At 61.7% G+C, this 14,403-nt stretch carries 11 protein-coding genes, 1 tRNA gene and 1 pseudogene; 7 read left to right on the top strand and 6 right to left on the bottom strand.

Annotated features, from left to right (window positions below):
* The first annotated feature begins 26 nt into the window (after positions 1-26).
* A tRNA-Arg gene (locus QMK17_RS11190) sits at positions 27-102 on the top strand.
* A gap of 631 nt (positions 103-733) precedes the next feature.
* On the opposite strand, the gene QMK17_RS11185 is transcribed toward QMK17_RS11190, so the two are convergent.
* The 3 genes and pseudogenes from QMK17_RS11185 to QMK17_RS26475 form a co-directional block, all read right to left on the bottom strand.
* Positions 734-1,240, bottom strand: a complete 507-nt coding sequence (locus QMK17_RS11185) for a hypothetical protein (RefSeq protein WP_283509073.1) — start codon at positions 1,238-1,240, stop codon at positions 734-736.
* Positions 1,241-1,298: 58 nt separating this feature from the next.
* Positions 1,299-2,190 (bottom strand): annotated as a pseudogene (locus tag QMK17_RS11180) (IS5 family transposase).
* Positions 2,191-2,223: 33 nt separating this feature from the next.
* The gene (locus QMK17_RS26475) at positions 2,224-2,511 is read right to left on the bottom strand and encodes an alpha/beta fold hydrolase (RefSeq protein ID WP_442972746.1); all 288 of its coding nucleotides are present in this window, start codon (positions 2,509-2,511) and stop codon (positions 2,224-2,226) included.
* A 627-nt stretch (positions 2,512-3,138) separates the two neighbouring features.
* Here QMK17_RS26475 and QMK17_RS11175 point away from each other — a divergent pair.
* The 4 genes from QMK17_RS11175 (at position 3,139) to QMK17_RS11165 (ending at position 7,562) form a co-directional block, all read left to right on the top strand.
* Entirely contained in the window at positions 3,139-3,648 is a 510-nt protein-coding gene (locus QMK17_RS11175; protein ID WP_283509071.1) for a hypothetical protein, read from the top strand.
* 358 nt (positions 3,649-4,006) lie between these two features.
* A complete protein-coding gene (locus QMK17_RS26470) occupies positions 4,007-4,387 on the top strand; it encodes an LGFP repeat-containing protein (RefSeq protein ID WP_442972741.1) in 381 nt (126 codons plus the stop codon).
* A gap of 144 nt (positions 4,388-4,531) precedes the next feature.
* Positions 4,532-5,845: an HNH endonuclease gene (locus QMK17_RS11170; protein WP_283509070.1), complete on the top strand. Its 1,314-nt coding sequence runs from the start codon at positions 4,532-4,534 to the stop codon at positions 5,843-5,845.
* A gap of 268 nt (positions 5,846-6,113) precedes the next feature.
* Positions 6,114-7,562: a DEAD/DEAH box helicase gene (locus QMK17_RS11165; protein WP_283509069.1), complete on the top strand. Its 1,449-nt coding sequence runs from the start codon at positions 6,114-6,116 to the stop codon at positions 7,560-7,562.
* A 77-nt stretch (positions 7,563-7,639) separates the two neighbouring features.
* On the opposite strand, the gene QMK17_RS11160 is transcribed toward QMK17_RS11165, so the two are convergent.
* Complete coding sequence (locus tag QMK17_RS11160; protein ID WP_283509067.1) at positions 7,640-8,092, bottom strand: GNAT family N-acetyltransferase; 453 nt, start codon at positions 8,090-8,092, stop codon at positions 7,640-7,642.
* Between the two features lie 64 nt (positions 8,093-8,156).
* Between QMK17_RS11160 and QMK17_RS11155 the strand changes: the two genes are divergently transcribed.
* A complete protein-coding gene (locus QMK17_RS11155; protein WP_283509065.1) occupies positions 8,157-10,199 on the top strand; it encodes an ABC transporter ATP-binding protein in 2,043 nt (680 codons plus the stop codon).
* Positions 10,196-10,927 carry an energy-coupling factor transporter transmembrane component T family protein gene (locus QMK17_RS11150; RefSeq protein WP_283509063.1) on the top strand — a complete coding sequence of 244 codons (732 nt, stop codon included), beginning with the start codon at positions 10,196-10,198 and terminating at the stop codon, positions 10,925-10,927. Before QMK17_RS11155 ends, QMK17_RS11150 begins: the two co-directional genes overlap by 4 nt.
* Positions 10,928-10,954: 27 nt before the next feature.
* On the opposite strand, the gene QMK17_RS11145 is transcribed toward QMK17_RS11150, so the two are convergent.
* Together QMK17_RS11145 and QMK17_RS11140 are read right to left on the bottom strand one after the other, a co-directional pair.
* On the bottom strand, positions 10,955-12,538 hold the full coding sequence (locus tag QMK17_RS11145; protein WP_283509061.1) for a VWA domain-containing protein: 1,584 nt from the start codon (positions 12,536-12,538) through the stop codon (positions 10,955-10,957).
* A gap of 165 nt (positions 12,539-12,703) precedes the next feature.
* Positions 12,704-14,353 carry a VWA domain-containing protein gene (locus tag QMK17_RS11140; RefSeq protein ID WP_336620145.1) on the bottom strand — a complete coding sequence of 550 codons (1,650 nt, stop codon included), beginning with the start codon at positions 14,351-14,353 and terminating at the stop codon, positions 12,704-12,706.
* Positions 14,354-14,403: the final 50 nt, after the last annotated feature.

Below are 14,403 nucleotides of genomic sequence, written 5' to 3'. Positions count from 1 at the left end.
CCGGTATAGTGGCGCCTGCACGATGCGCCTTCGTAGCTCAGGGGATAGAGCAACCCTCTCCTAAAGGGTAGGTCGCAGGTTCGAATCCTGCCGAGGGCACCAAAGTAGTCACTTTCAAACCTGCGCAGCGAGGCGCAGGGTTTTGAATAGTTCCGCCGGTCTGCCGAGCTTCCGAGACGCCCACGGCACCCACTGCAGTGTTCTTCTCCGAGCGAGCGTGCTGTCTCGCTGCGGCTCTGATGTCAGTACCAAGCAAGGTCTCGAACGGCTCGGCCAACTCGTCCGTGTGATCGGCGAAGTGTAGCCGAGTGTTTTGGGCGGTGGTCAGGAACCGATGCGACGAGACAGATCGAAGAATCTCCCAGTCACGGTCCGACAACTTGTCGGCCACCGCCGCGGAGGTTGCGGGCCCGATTTTCATAGACCGATTCTTCAGCGGTTCGTTAACTGATATGGATAGTTCACGAGTGAAAAATCTATCTCAGTTGACACGTAAGCGATAGTCATAGGCGATTGAGTTGATGCGCTTGTCTGGAATGGATCGATCGATGCAACTACAGTCGCTGTGGACCAGCGCTCGCGAGCCTCGGTACGCAGCTTTGAGGTCACGGGTTCGCCGCCCATAACGAGTTGCCCGATGCTATTCTGGTGCGAACAAATCGAGGGTGCCACGTTGCATCAGGACGTTTGATACCACTGACACGGTGTCACTTATGACGCGGAAATCATTTCCTCACGTTCGGACTGCGGCCAACCAACGCACCAGAGCATCCCCAATAGTGGCTGGCTGATCCTCCGGCAAAAAGTGTGTGCCTTCACCGACGTCCTCTATATTCAGTGATCTGCCCTGCTCGAGGCACCAATCGATCTCCTGGCTTCCAATAAGGGCGCCCGGAACGCCATGCAGGACAAGCGTAGGCATGTTGGGATCCAAGAGCACACTCTGATTCTCTACGATTAATACGGTGACGTCCGCCGGGTGGCCATCAATGGGAATTTCACGAATCCACTGCAAAATTGGGAATCTAGACTGCGGGCTCTTGAAGGGTTCGCGATATGCCTCCATTTCGTCAATTGAAAATTTTCTACTGACGCCCGCGGGAAGTATCGTTTCAACAAAGAAGTTCTCGTCTAATATGAGACGTTCGCCCTCTTCGGTGTCACGTAGGGTCGAAAACAGTTCACGCTCGTCGTCGTCGAAGTCAGTCCAAGACTCTATGGGTTGAATGTGACCTTCCATTATGGCAACACTATGAACCCAGTCAGCACGGCGGCGCGCAAGGGCTAGGGCGTGTCTCCTAAAGGGTTATGTGGCGCGACCACAGGAAGACCGCATGTAGGAGCGCACCCGCCCGATACGTCAACGCCAGTTTGTCGTACCGGGTGGCAAGTCCTCGCCACTGTTTGACGGCATTGAAGGAACGTTCGACTACATTGCGGCCTTTGTATTTCTGCGCATCGAACTTCGGAGGCCGACCACCACCGCTGCCCCGATTACTCCGGTGGCCCTGCTGATCTCGTGGCTCCGAGATCACCGCCTCGATCCGCCGCGACCGCAACAGTGCACGAATTGCACGCGAGGAATACGCCTTGTCACCGAGCACCGCGTCCGGACGAGTACGCGTCGGCACCGATCCCTCGCGCTCGATCCGCAAGTGCGAGAGCAAGATCGGAAACATCGGACTGTCACCCGCTTGCCCGGCACCGACAAGAACCACCAACGGCAAACCGTTCCCATCGGTGAGGTGATGAATTTTGGTGCTCAACCCACCGCGAGAGCGGCCGATACCGTGATCATCGGGCTCGGCAAACAGATTTATGTAATTCGACAGATCCCCCTGTGGAACGAGCGAGGTTCGTACCGTGCTGATGCGCTCGATTGATCGTCGAATCTACCGACACCTGCCAATCCACCCTGCCACGGGCATCGGCGGCGCTCAACAACGCTGCGAGCACCCGATCCCATGTCCCGTCACCGGCATAACGGCGGTGACGTTTCCACACCGTCTGCCACGGACCGAATTCTGCGGGCAGATCACGCCATGCCACCCCTGCCCGATATCGGTACGCGATCCCCTCGACCACCAGCCGATTGTTCCGGAACGCGCGACCCTGAAGACCATCGGACGAGGGCAACAACGGTTCGATCAGACCCCACTGCTCATCGGTGAACATCTGCAATCTCGACACGAGAAACATTCTCGAGCACAACCACACTCACATCTAGGAGACACGCCCTAGCGCGATCACAGCACCCCAGTCATGACCAACCAGAGTCACGCTGCGCAGGTCAAGCGCCTCCAAGAAATTCCGAACATGGTCAATATGGTCTTTGAGACGGTAGCCGCTTTGTGACTGTCCCGATCGGCCCATCCCTATCAAATCTACTGCGATGCATCGGTACCCGGCTCCGGCCACGACTCCAGTTATGTTCCGCCACAGGTAAGACGACGTCGGGTTTCCATGAATAAACACCACGGGATCGCCTCGTCCAACTTCTGAGTAGTACATAGTGCTGCCGAGCACCGGAACGGTTGCCATGGCCACCAAACGTACCGGATACGAGGTGAAATTGTTGTCGCTGAACCTGTTTGCCCTGACGGTTGGCTTCTCACCTTGCTCCAACGGTGCCTTGACCTATACGGAGCCTGAATGGGCTGTGTCCACTAGGCGGCCGCAATGTGAAGAAATCCTAAGATTCGAATGGGCAAGTTTCGCACCATGCGCACGCCATAAAGGGGGGACGCCCTCGCCTCTCGCACGGAGCACGGCATTCAGGTTGCGAAAACCCTGAACCACCACGTGGTGGACGACCGCGCTACACAGCGTCTCCCTAGTCATCTCTTGCTGATCCTTTGGATGGCGATCGGCTCCGTTACTCCCAGCGGGTGGTCCGGTGAGCCCTCTACGCCGTCGCACGCTGATTACGCGATGGCCGTATCCATCCTGATGTACCTACCCTCTCGAAATCCAAGGTCTCACTCAAACCCCGTCGCCGGTCGGGGAGGTTTCGCACGGCGAGCCGTCTCGTAGCGATATCGGTCGCGGCGATTCGATGCCGGGATATCCTTCGGGGGCTTCGGTCCGAATACGGCAACCGCCGCTGAACATGTATGACGTATCAGGAAATCACGCACTATGGATAGAACGCGAACTACCCGACTGTGGCCGATCGCGATCGTGATCGCTGTTGCGGCGACGGCGCTGATCGTCACGCTCGTCGTCAGGCCGGGCAAAGACGACGGCATTGAATGCTCTCTGGTCGCTCCGAGTCTGAACGAGCTGATTGTCAGTCGGCCATCGGCTGGCCCACTTCAATACTTGATGTCGGTAGCAGAAGAGGTGGCGTTGCAAGGCGAGGCGAAAGCGTACGAGCACTATTACGCGGTCGCCATGCAGTTCTCCACTATGGACGGGTCGACGCACGAGGGTGTTTGGGAAGTGGGTACGAATAGCCCCGATCCAGAAGGTGGGACGGTGTCCGTGCAGATTCCGGTCGACGGAGCCGCAGAATCCATCATCTCGATCAACGGAGAAGCGCAATCGTTCACCCTCTGGCCCCGTGAAGGTGCCATAGTGGATCCGTTGAGTGAGGCCGTAATTCGCGCGAGAACTTGCCTAATGGAATTCACCACAGCGACTCTGTGACATAACTCAGCCTGGAAACCAATGGAGCGCACGGCACGCCGAATCCCAAGCTTCGTGTGCATCTACCGCCACGGCGTGGACGCACCCAGTACAAGTCAGTTCACCGAACACCCCCGGCATCGGTGCGCACTCGTTACCCAACATCCATACCGACCGGTGCATTTTTTCTGGTCGAGCGATACGTTCACCTGGCCACAACCGGGGTATGAACTGAAAGGTCGGGGTATGGGAAGTCGATCCCGCGCCGAGGACGAGATTCGAGCCGTGCCGGATAGTGCGCTTCGCGAAATGTACGAGACCCTCGTGAGGACCGGGAATCAGGCGCAGCAGCTCAGGGTGCAACGCCACCAACGGAGAGTTGGGTGCCGCAGGAAACGGGCGGTGGCAGCCATTCAAACGAGATCAGAACGACTTGGGAAACTCGATCTACTGGTCGAATACACGCGGCGCGATCAAAGTCGTTGCATTGATGAGAACCGCTTGGGCTGCGCAGGACTGGGAACGCGGCCAGTGGGGCTACCCGCTTCAAGATTCGGTCAAGTGTGCGAGGGACACCAACTCGAACGGCTCCGCCGATGGCTCTGGTCAAAAATTCGATGGCGGCTGGAGCAATAAGGTCCTGCTGGCAGGCGCTCGTGGTTGGTGTGCACGGGGGGTCGACCTTCGGACGGACCGGCCGAAGCGATGGCTTCTCGACGCGACACTTCATCCGCACAGCCGGGCACCCGGCTCCCGCTGACGCGCAGCGGTTTCGACAACTGAAGCCATTCGGCGATGACGATGACTGGATGCGCTCCTCATTCTTCGAATTCTTTTCCGAGTATTGCAGCGGCGCTTCATGTTCGCTAGACTCGAACGTACGTTCGAGAGGTTGGGGGATCTCATGGAAGCTTCCGAAGTAATGGAGTTCGTGGTGCGGCTACAGGCGGCCGAGGGGTTGTCGGATGCGCCTTCGGGAATCGATTTGATCTCAGCCCTGGAAACCGTGAAGTGTGCCGCCGCCGCAGTACAGGCGCACGTCACCGACGCAGTGGCCGCAGCAATTCGCGAAGACCGAAAGCAACGAGGCAAGCCGAAGTCGCAATGGGACAAAGGAATTGCTTCCCAGATCGGCCTTGCACGCCGGGAATCTCACAACAAGGGCGGGAAGCAACTCGGACTTGCTCGTGCCCTCGTTCACGAGATGCCCCACACTCACGCGCGACTGCTGGCCGGCGACCTTAACGAGTGGCGAGCAACAGTGATCGCCAGGGAAACCGCCTGCCTCACAGTCGAAGACAGGCTCACCATCGACAAGCAGCTCTGCAGCAACCCGGCCATCCTCAAAGGGCTCGGCGACAAGTCCGTTGCCGGCCGAGCGCGAGCCGCTGCAGCAGAACTGGATCCCAGCTCGGTGGTGAAGCGATTCGAGAAGTCGTACAAGGGCAGGCGCACCAGCACTCGCCCTCAACCCGACTTCATGTGCACGTTCACCACACTCACGTCCACGGATCGGGCGATCTGCATGTGGGCAACCCTTGGCCGCGATGCGGACTCGATCATCAACGCGGGCGGGCAAACTCGCAACCGCGACCAGATCATGGCCGACCTGGCCTACGAGCGCATCACGGGCGCGGGAGCGGCAGCAACGGGCGCACCGATGACCGTCAACGTGATCATCCCCGACACCGCGCTCGTCACACGCGACACGAAATCCGGCTACATCGAGGGCTACGGCGACATACCGTCGGACATCGCACGTCACTTCATCGGCACAGCCCTGTCCAGCGAGCAACGAGTGACACTCCGGAAGCTGTATGCGAATCCAACGACAGGAGCATTGACGGCAATGGAGTCCACTGCGAGAACGTTCCCCAAGGCATTGGCGACATTGATCGACCTGAGGGACCGACTATGCCGAACACCGTGGTGCGATGCGCCGATCCGCCACCACGACCACATCAAGCCGCACGCTACGGGAGGCTCGACGAGCGCGGATAACGGCGCCGGACTCTGCGCGGCCTGCAATCTGGCCAAAGAAGGCGACGGCTGGTGGAGCGGACCCAAGCCAGGCCATACTCGCGGCACCATTCACATCTACGACATCCACACCCCTACCGGCCATCGGTACACCTCAGAGGCACCAGCAGCTCCGGTGTTGAGTCACTACTGCTCGTTCCTCGAGAACGACCTGGTCATCGAACTGAGTGCAGCGTGAGTGCCTGATGCATCACTCCAGGAATGATTCGCGGCCATCACCGGTTACACTCGCTGATGGCGCGCGTAGCTGCACGCCAGACGTCGTGGAATGCTTCTACTTCCGCCCGGCTCCGGCCGCGTAGTCCATGTGCACCCTGCACAGGCTTTTCTTACGGCGATCGAAACTGCCCACCGGCAGTCTCGCCACCTTGCATTCTCGGGCGATCACCTTAATCTTCGGTGGATCGCTTGCGGGTGCACACTGCCCGAAAGGCACACCCCACTCCATGAGTACCTTTTCTTCACTCGGCGTGCCGCATGCGCTCGCCGAGGTTCTTTCCGCACAAGGCAAGACCGAACCGTTCCCCATCCAGGCCGACACCCTTCCCGACACGCTCGCAGGACGCGACGTGCTCGGACGCGGGAAGACCGGAAGCGGCAAGACCCTTGCCTTCGCCATCCCCATGGTTGCCCGTCTCGCCGGACAGCTCCCCGGCAATCGCAAGCCCGGTCGCCCGCGCGGACTGATTCTCGCCCCGACCCGCGAGCTCGCCACCCAGATCGCTGTCGCCATCGAACCACTGGCAGCCGCTTACTCGCTGAAGGTCACCACCATCTTCGGTGGTATCTCTCAGAACCGTCAGGTCTCGGCCCTCAACGGAGGCGTCGACATCGTCGTTGCCTGCCCCGGTCGGCTCGAAGACCTGATGAAGCAGCGCCACGTGTCCCTCGACGCCGTCCAGATCACCGTGTTGGACGAGGCCGACCACATGGCCGACCTCGGCTTCCTGCCCGTCGTCACGCGTCTCCTCACTGCGACGCCGCAGAAGGGCCAGCGTCTGCTGTTCTCCGCAACTCTGGACAACGGCGTCGACAAGCTCGTCAAGCGATTCCTCACCGACCAGGTCACGCACTCGGTCGACGAGGCCACCTCGCACGTCGAAGCCATGACTCACAGTGTCTTCGAGGTCGACGGCGTCGAAGCCAAGAAGAAGCTCGTTCAGCAGCTCGCATCGGGAACCGGTCGCCGGATCCTGTTCATGCGCACCAAGCACCAGGCACGCAAGTTGGCCAAGCAGCTCACCGAAGCAGGAATTCCGTCGGTCGACTTGCACGGCAACCTCTCGCAGGCTGCCCGTGACCGCAACCTCGCGGCATTCTCCTCGGGTGAAGCTCGCGTTCTCGTCGCCACCGACGTCGCAGCCCGCGGCGTCCACGTCGACGACGTTCAACTGGTCGTCCACGTCGATCCGCCTGCCGAGCACAAGGCGTACCTGCACCGTTCCGGCCGTACCGCTCGCGCGGGAAGCGCCGGAGACGTCGTCACCGTCGTTCTGCCCGAGCAGCGCAAAGACACCGCGATGTTGCTGCGCAAGGCCGACATCAAGGTGACGCCGGTTCGCGTCACCGCAGATTCGCCGCAGGTATCAGAGCTCGTCGGTGAGCAGGCACGCTACGTCGAGCCGACAGCGAAGGCCGCACCTCAGCCGCAGCGTCAGGGCGCGCCGCGCAACGGCAATCCCCGTAATCGCAATGGCGGAGCTCGCAGCGGTGGAGCATCCCGCGGCAACGCCGGCAACGGAGGTTCCAGCAGCGGAGCCTCCAGCGACGGCCGCCAGCACGCAGCAGGCTCGGGCCGTCAGCGGCCCGCAGCCGGTAGCGCAGGCGCAGCACGTAGTGGCAGTGGCCGCAGCCGTCGTCCCGCCGGACCGGCAGCGAGCCAGCGGAGCCGCTAGTCACAGCCCGCACTTCCATGAACAAGAAAGCCGGCAGCCCCATCGGGCTGTCGGCTTTCTTGTGACTACGGAGTGAGTTACAGAGTGCGTGCGTAACAGAGCGACGTCGGCTCATCCACATACGGACCGAATGGATCGATCTTCGAATAGCCCTCGCGTTCGTAGAATCTCACCGCATCAGGTTGACCCGAGCCGGTTTCCAGCTTCAGAACGCGGATGCCGAGTCCACGGGCACCGACTTCGAGCCTGCGAAGTATTGCAACGGACGCGCCGCGGCCCCGCTCGGCCGGGATCACGTACATCCGCTTTATTTCCGCTTCGTCGTCGCCGAGAAGGCGGAGCGCACCACACCCGATGCCCGCAGCGTTTTCGTCACGCGCGACAACGAACACCACAATGTCGTCGGCCGACGGAGCAGTTCCCGGCTCGTGGTTGCTGTTGCCGTAGCGAGCATCGAGTTCGGCCCGCTGAGCTGCACGAAGTTGTGCACCGACCGGGGTGTCCCAGCTCTCTTCGTCCACAGTGATCACGTCAGGTGTGCCTCTCCGATTACAGTTGGCGTGAGTCTAAGTTGCGTCCTGGCAGACTGGTCAGGTGACCGACAGCCCCACCGACCCCCGCATCTCATCCTCCCCTCGCACGTCATCGGCACTCACGCCCGCCGAACTCGCGACGGCGGCCGTGATGAGCAGCTTCGCCGTCGCGCTGTCCGTTGTCGCGATGGTGATTCCCCTGGCTACCGCACTGCAGATCGTCGCAGCGGTTCCGATGGCCGTCGTCGCCCAGCGTCACCGCACACGGGCGCTCGTCGCGGCAACAGCGGCAGGGGTCCTCGTCGCGTTCGTTGCGGCAGGCACGACCACCGCATTCACCGTCGCAACCGCGGCCTTGCTCGGCGGCATCGTCGGGCGGGCAAAACGAAAGAAGCAGGGGCTGCTGTCGGTACTCGCCGTAGCTTCCGTAGCCGGGCCGTTGATCGGGCTGTTCACCGTCGGAGTTCTATTTCTTCTCACGCCCCTGCGCGAATTGTTCTTGCGCACTATCGAGAACACGATCGAGGGGATTGCGCGGCTCATGTCGCGGGCAAATTTTCTGGTTTCGGCAGCTGACTTTCTCAGGTCGACTGTGGGTACGGTGCTGGACAATTGGTGGTGGTGGATTTTGGGCACCACCACATTCAGCATCGTCCTCGGCGCGTTCTTCACCTGGCTGATTCTCGGCGCTGTCCTGGACCGGCTCGCCACGATTCCCGTCGTCGACCGCCTCCCCACCGGTGGCGACGGCGAGGTCGCGCCACTACCGGTGCGGCTCACCGGCGTCGGATTCCGCTATCCCGATTCGCGCACCGCTGCGCTCGACGGCATCGACCTCACCCTGGACTTTGGTGAATTCGTTGCGGTCGTGGGCCACAACGGTTCCGGAAAGTCCACCCTCGCCCGGATACTGGCCGGCAGCTCACCCACCTCGGGGACTGTCGAACGCCCTGGCATTGCCGGACTCGGCGCGGTGAACGGTACCGCCATAGTGTTGCAGCGCCCCGAAAGTCAAGTCCTCGGCAGCCGCGTCGCCGATGACGTCGTATGGGGTCTCCCCTCCGGATTCGACATCGATGTGGATGCGCTCCTCGCCGAAGTCGGTTTGGACGGGATGAGCGCCCGCGACACTTCGTCGCTGTCCGGCGGTGAACTGCAGAGACTCGCAGTCGCGTCCGCTCTTGCTCGTCGCCCCGCTCTCCTCATCGCCGACGAGGCCACCGCCATGATCGACGCCGAAGGCAGAGCAAGCCTGGTTTCGCTGCTCGCCGCGCTCCCCAAACGGCACCCGATGTCCGTCGTCCTCGTCACCCACCAAGAGTTGGAGACGGCCGCTGCCGACCGCGTGATTCATCTGCACGACGGCTTCCAGGTCGCCCACGTCCCCGAGTGGATGCGTTCCCACTCGTTCGAATCCGATTTCTCGTATCGAACTGGCCCCACCCTCATGCAACTGCGCGCAGTCGCCCACACCTACAACCGGCGAACTCCGTGGTCGCAGAAGGCGCTCGACGGTATCGACCTGACGATCACCAAAGGCGACGGGGTCCTGATACTCGGCGGCAACGGATCCGGAAAGTCTACTCTCGCATGGATACTCGCCGGTCTGACGAAGCCGACGGCAGGAACGGCACTTTTCGACGGCGACGATGTCAACGCCAACGTCGGAGCGGTCGGCTTGGCTTTCCAGCACTCACGCCTCCAACTCCAACGCCGCACGGTGGCCGAGGACATCGAAGCCGCAGGTGGACCCGAGATCGGTTCCGCCAAGGTATCGAGAGCGATGGACTCCGTCGGACTCGATCGACAGCTAGCAGGACGCGAGATCGACTCACTCAGCGGCGGCCAGATGCGACGGGTCGTCATCGCAGGCCTGGTGGTCAACTCACCGCGGATACTCGTCCTCGACGAACCACTGGCCGGCCTCGACCCGCCCGGCCGGACGGAAATCATCGATGTACTCAGCGCGCTACGCGGTCAGGGCATCGCCATCGTGGTGATCTCGCACGACGTCGATAGCATGGACCGTGTCTGCGACCGCACGATCACGCTCGACGCCGGCCGCATCGTGTCGGAGATGTCCACGAGAGGAGTGGCATCGTGACCACCGTTGTATTACGCCAGGTGCCAGGATCGTCGCCGATCCATCGACTGTGGGCGGGAACGAAGCTGATTGCGGTGTTTCTGATCAGCGTCACGCTGGTCGTCGCCCCGTCATGGCCTGCCATCGGCCTGATCGTGGGACTGCTCGTCGTGACGGCAGTAATCGGACGCGTTCCGCCGACTGCTATTCCCCGCCCGCCGATATGGATCTGGGGCCTGTTCGCGGTCGGTGCCCTCATCAATCTGCCGATCGGGTTCTCGGCTGTGTTGGTGTTCTTCCGTGCGGCCATCTTTGCCTTCGTACTCCTCGGAGCCTCGATGATGATCGGCTGGACCACGTCGATGAGCGACATCGCACCTGCCGTTGCCGTCCTCGGTCGACCACTGAAAAAGCTGAGAGTGCCCGTCGACGAGTGGGCCGCCACCGTTGCACTCTGCCTGCGTTCACTCCCCCTGTTGATCGAAGAGATGCACACCATGATCGCGGCCAGAAAACTGCGACCGAAATCTGTACTGAACAGCGCCGCAGACAATTCGATCGTCGACCTGATCACCGCGACGATGTCGATCGCTATCCGGCGGGCCACCGAGATGGGCGAAGCCATCACCGCACGCGGTGGGACCGGCCAGATCACTGCCCATCCGAGCAGGCCGCATACAGCAGATGCCGTGGCCATTGCGATTGTTCTTCTCTGCTGCGCGGCTGCCGTCACACTGACGTTCATCTGATGAGACGGCCGTTTCATCGATGTCGGACTATTGCCCGCCGATCCGTTGAGTGCGGCTGTTGAGAGCCTTGACGAACACGTCGGGGATATCGCGAGGGTCTTCGGCGACGTAGCTGGTGCCGCCGGTGGCCGCAGAAATACGTTGCAGTGCAACCGGATCCGCGTCGGTGGTGATGCCTACCGTGACGATCACGACTGGCCGGACTGGATCTTGCTCCCGCTGGAGCGTATCGATGAGCTGATCGAGTGATGGGCTGCCTGCGTCGTCGTTGGCACCGTCGGTAAGGATGATGACGCTGTTGACAAAGTTGGGGTCATAGTTTTCTTTGACCGTACGGAAGGCCGCCAGGGTCGTGTCGTACAAGCCGGTTCCGCCGCCGACCAGCGCCGGGAGCCCACGGATCGCCGAGAGGATCGCCTCGCGCTGCGGTTGACCGTTGACAATGTTCGTCACGGGTCCGAGAGGAACCAGTTCGCGGTAGTCCTGGCCGCCACCGCCGAGCCCGATGGAGAAGGCCCACACCCCCATCTCGGTCTGATCGCTGAACAACGCGCTGCCACCGACACTGGCGTCGACGGTCAGTGCGATCCGAGTGGAGTCGCCGGACTTCGCGGCCATCGAACCCGACACGTCCTCTACCACGATGGTGCGTAGCGGCAATGCCAGTACCGACCAGTCTCGGAGTGTCGACTCGATGGCGAGCGGGTTCTTGAGTTCGAGGGATGCGACCGATCCGACACCGCGGTTGTCCGGCAATGGGATACCGCTGGACTGCCGGAAACCAGCCGCGCTGAACGCATCCGTTGCCGTCTGAGTCGAGAGCACCGACGACAGTGCTGTGCCCGCCGACTTGACGCTGTCGTATTCGGGACCCGCCGCGACAGTGACCGCGAGCGGATAGTTCAGAAAGTAGCTGCCGGTCGGCGGAACGACAGCACCCAGCGGAGCGTCCAGATGGGCAGCGTTGTACGTGACCACGCTTTGCTCGGTCGCGACGCTGGTTCCACCATCGGTAGCCACCTGTTTTACCAGGTCTGAGGTGTCGTGCGGCAGATCGGCGATGCGTCCGAAATCCTGAGCCTGCGGCACCAACGCTGCCGACACTGCTTTCGCGTCCGAGATGGCAACCTCCGACTCGGCGAGCGCACCGAGAATCGACGCGAGCGCCGCGCTACTGACGAGCGGATCGCCGATTCGCTGGCCCTGAGCCTGCAGCACCTGGAGCCAGGTGTCGACGGGACGAGCTTCGCTTTTGCGGGAAACCACAACCGGCATCGTGTTCGCCACAGACGATTTGGTGACCTCGGGAAGCGCTCCGGTCGACCGAAGCGTCTTGAGCAGCCACAGCGTCGAGTCCGGAATCCAGAGGTCAGGACGGTTCTCGCTGGATCCTGCCAATTCTGTTGCCGTGTCGGTCGGTTCTTCCGCCCGCACCTCGAAGTCGGTACACCCACGAGCGATGACGTCGGTGTGCGCCAAGACGTCGGTCACCACGGGCGCAAGCGTCGGATCCACTGCCAGCGAGACCTGGTCGACGGTGTCGCAGCCGCTGCCGCTCGCGCGGACCGCCTGGACTCCGAAGTAGCCTCCCACCACCACTACGACAGCCACCACCACAATCACGCCCCACAAATAGGCGGGATTTCTGCGAGTACCTGTTACGTGACGCCCCGACATTTCCCGAACTCCCCCAACCGATCAGTTTTCGATGCAAAAGAAGCATCATGCACGAAAAACTGCTCCGAGCACACGGCAATCCCAAAAATAGCGGATTGATCAGCGTCCCGCGCGGCTCTTGAGAGCATTCACAAACACATTGGGGATTTCGGCAGGATTTCTGGCCAAAAAGCTTGTTCCGCCGGTGGCGGCCGAGATTTGCTGAAGAACACCCGCGTCGGCGTCGTCGGTGATTCCGATCGTCACGATGATGACGGGCTTCGACGAGTCCTGCTCCGATCGCAAAGTCGAGAGCAACTCGTCGAGCGAGACACTGCCCGGGTCCTCGTTGGAACCATCGGTCAGGATGATGACGCTGTTGATGTAGTCAGGGTCGTATCCCTCTTTGACCTCACGGAATGCTGCCAGGGCAGTGTCGTACAGACCGGTGCCGCCGCCGACGAGCCCCGGGAGTGTCCCCGTCTGCTGCACGAGCAAGTTTCGTTGCGAGGACCCGTTCACGTCCTCGTCGAGCCGGCGGATGGGCACGAGTTCCCGGTAATCCTGGCTCCCGCCGCCCAGTCCGATCGAAAATGCCCACAGCCCCATCGCCGCGTTGTCGGGGAACAGCTTGTTCCCAGCATTGCTCGCTTGCACGGTCAGACCGATGCGAGTGTCCGCGCCTGCGCTGTAGCCCATCGAACCGGACACGTCCTCCATCACGAGCGTCCGTGACGGTAGCGCCAACACCTGATAGCGACGCAGCGTGGCCTCGGCCGTCTGCTGGTCGGCGATCGTGAGCGGCGTGAGATCGCCGATTCCTCGGCCCTCACTCAGTGGTGCGTTGTCAGGGGCGCGGAAACCTGCATCCGACAGGGCGGAAAGCGCGAACTGCGACGACAAGGCCTCGGCAAGGGCCAGTCCGACGCCCTTCGCGCTCTCGTGTCGATCTCCGGCAGGTTCGGTGACGGCCAGCGGGAAGTTGAGGAAGAAGCTGCCGGTGGGCGGAGCCGTCGGGCTCAGTTCTGTATCTGCTGACTTCTGATACTCGACGAGAGTCTGCTCCGATACGACCGAGACCCCGCCGTCGGTGGTCATCTCGTCGAGACGCACCACCGGGTCCGCCTCACCACGGGTCGCCGCCTGGGCCTGCGCAATGGGAACGAGGGCCGCGGACACAGAGTCGACGGCATCGGTATCGGTTCCCGCCTCAGCGAGCGCCCCGAGAATCGCAGCGTCGGAGATGGTATTGGACAACGGATTTCCGATCCGAAGTCCTTTGAGCTGCAAAGCCGTGAGCCAGGAATCGAAGAACGGCACCTCGTCCTTACGTGCGGCGATGACCGCAGGAGAGCTGGCAACCGATTGGCTTGCGAGATCCACGAGCGAACCCGTCGCGCGCACTGTTTTGCCGACCCAGAGAGCGGAGTCGGGAATCCACAACGACGGTACGTCGCCGCCCATGGATACAGCGGCGGAGACTGAGCTCGAGTCGGTGGCGGTGACCTCGAGGTTCGCGCATTCGAGATCTTCGGCGGACGAGTGGTCGACGACCTGCTTCACCACATCGGCTATCGCCGGGTCGGCGGCAACGCTGTACGAGACCAAATCCGAGCATCCTGCGCCGAACGCCTTCTGCGCGGCGTAGACACCACCTGCGACGACGATGACTAGAACGACGGCAATGACGCCGTATTTCGCCAATCCTGTCGAGCTCGACGGCGTGTTCGGCACGCTGTGTCTTGCTGGCGCGCTGTGTCTTCCGGGCATTGCTGAACCTCTCCGTAGTGAGCGAGAGGCCTAGGTCGAACAGACTCTCG

The sequence above is a fragment of the Rhodococcus sp. G-MC3 genome (genome assembly GCF_030063335.1).
Taxonomy (GTDB): Bacteria; Actinomycetota; Actinomycetes; order Mycobacteriales; family Mycobacteriaceae; genus Rhodococcoides.
This window is presented reverse-complemented; position numbering and strand designations above follow the sequence as displayed.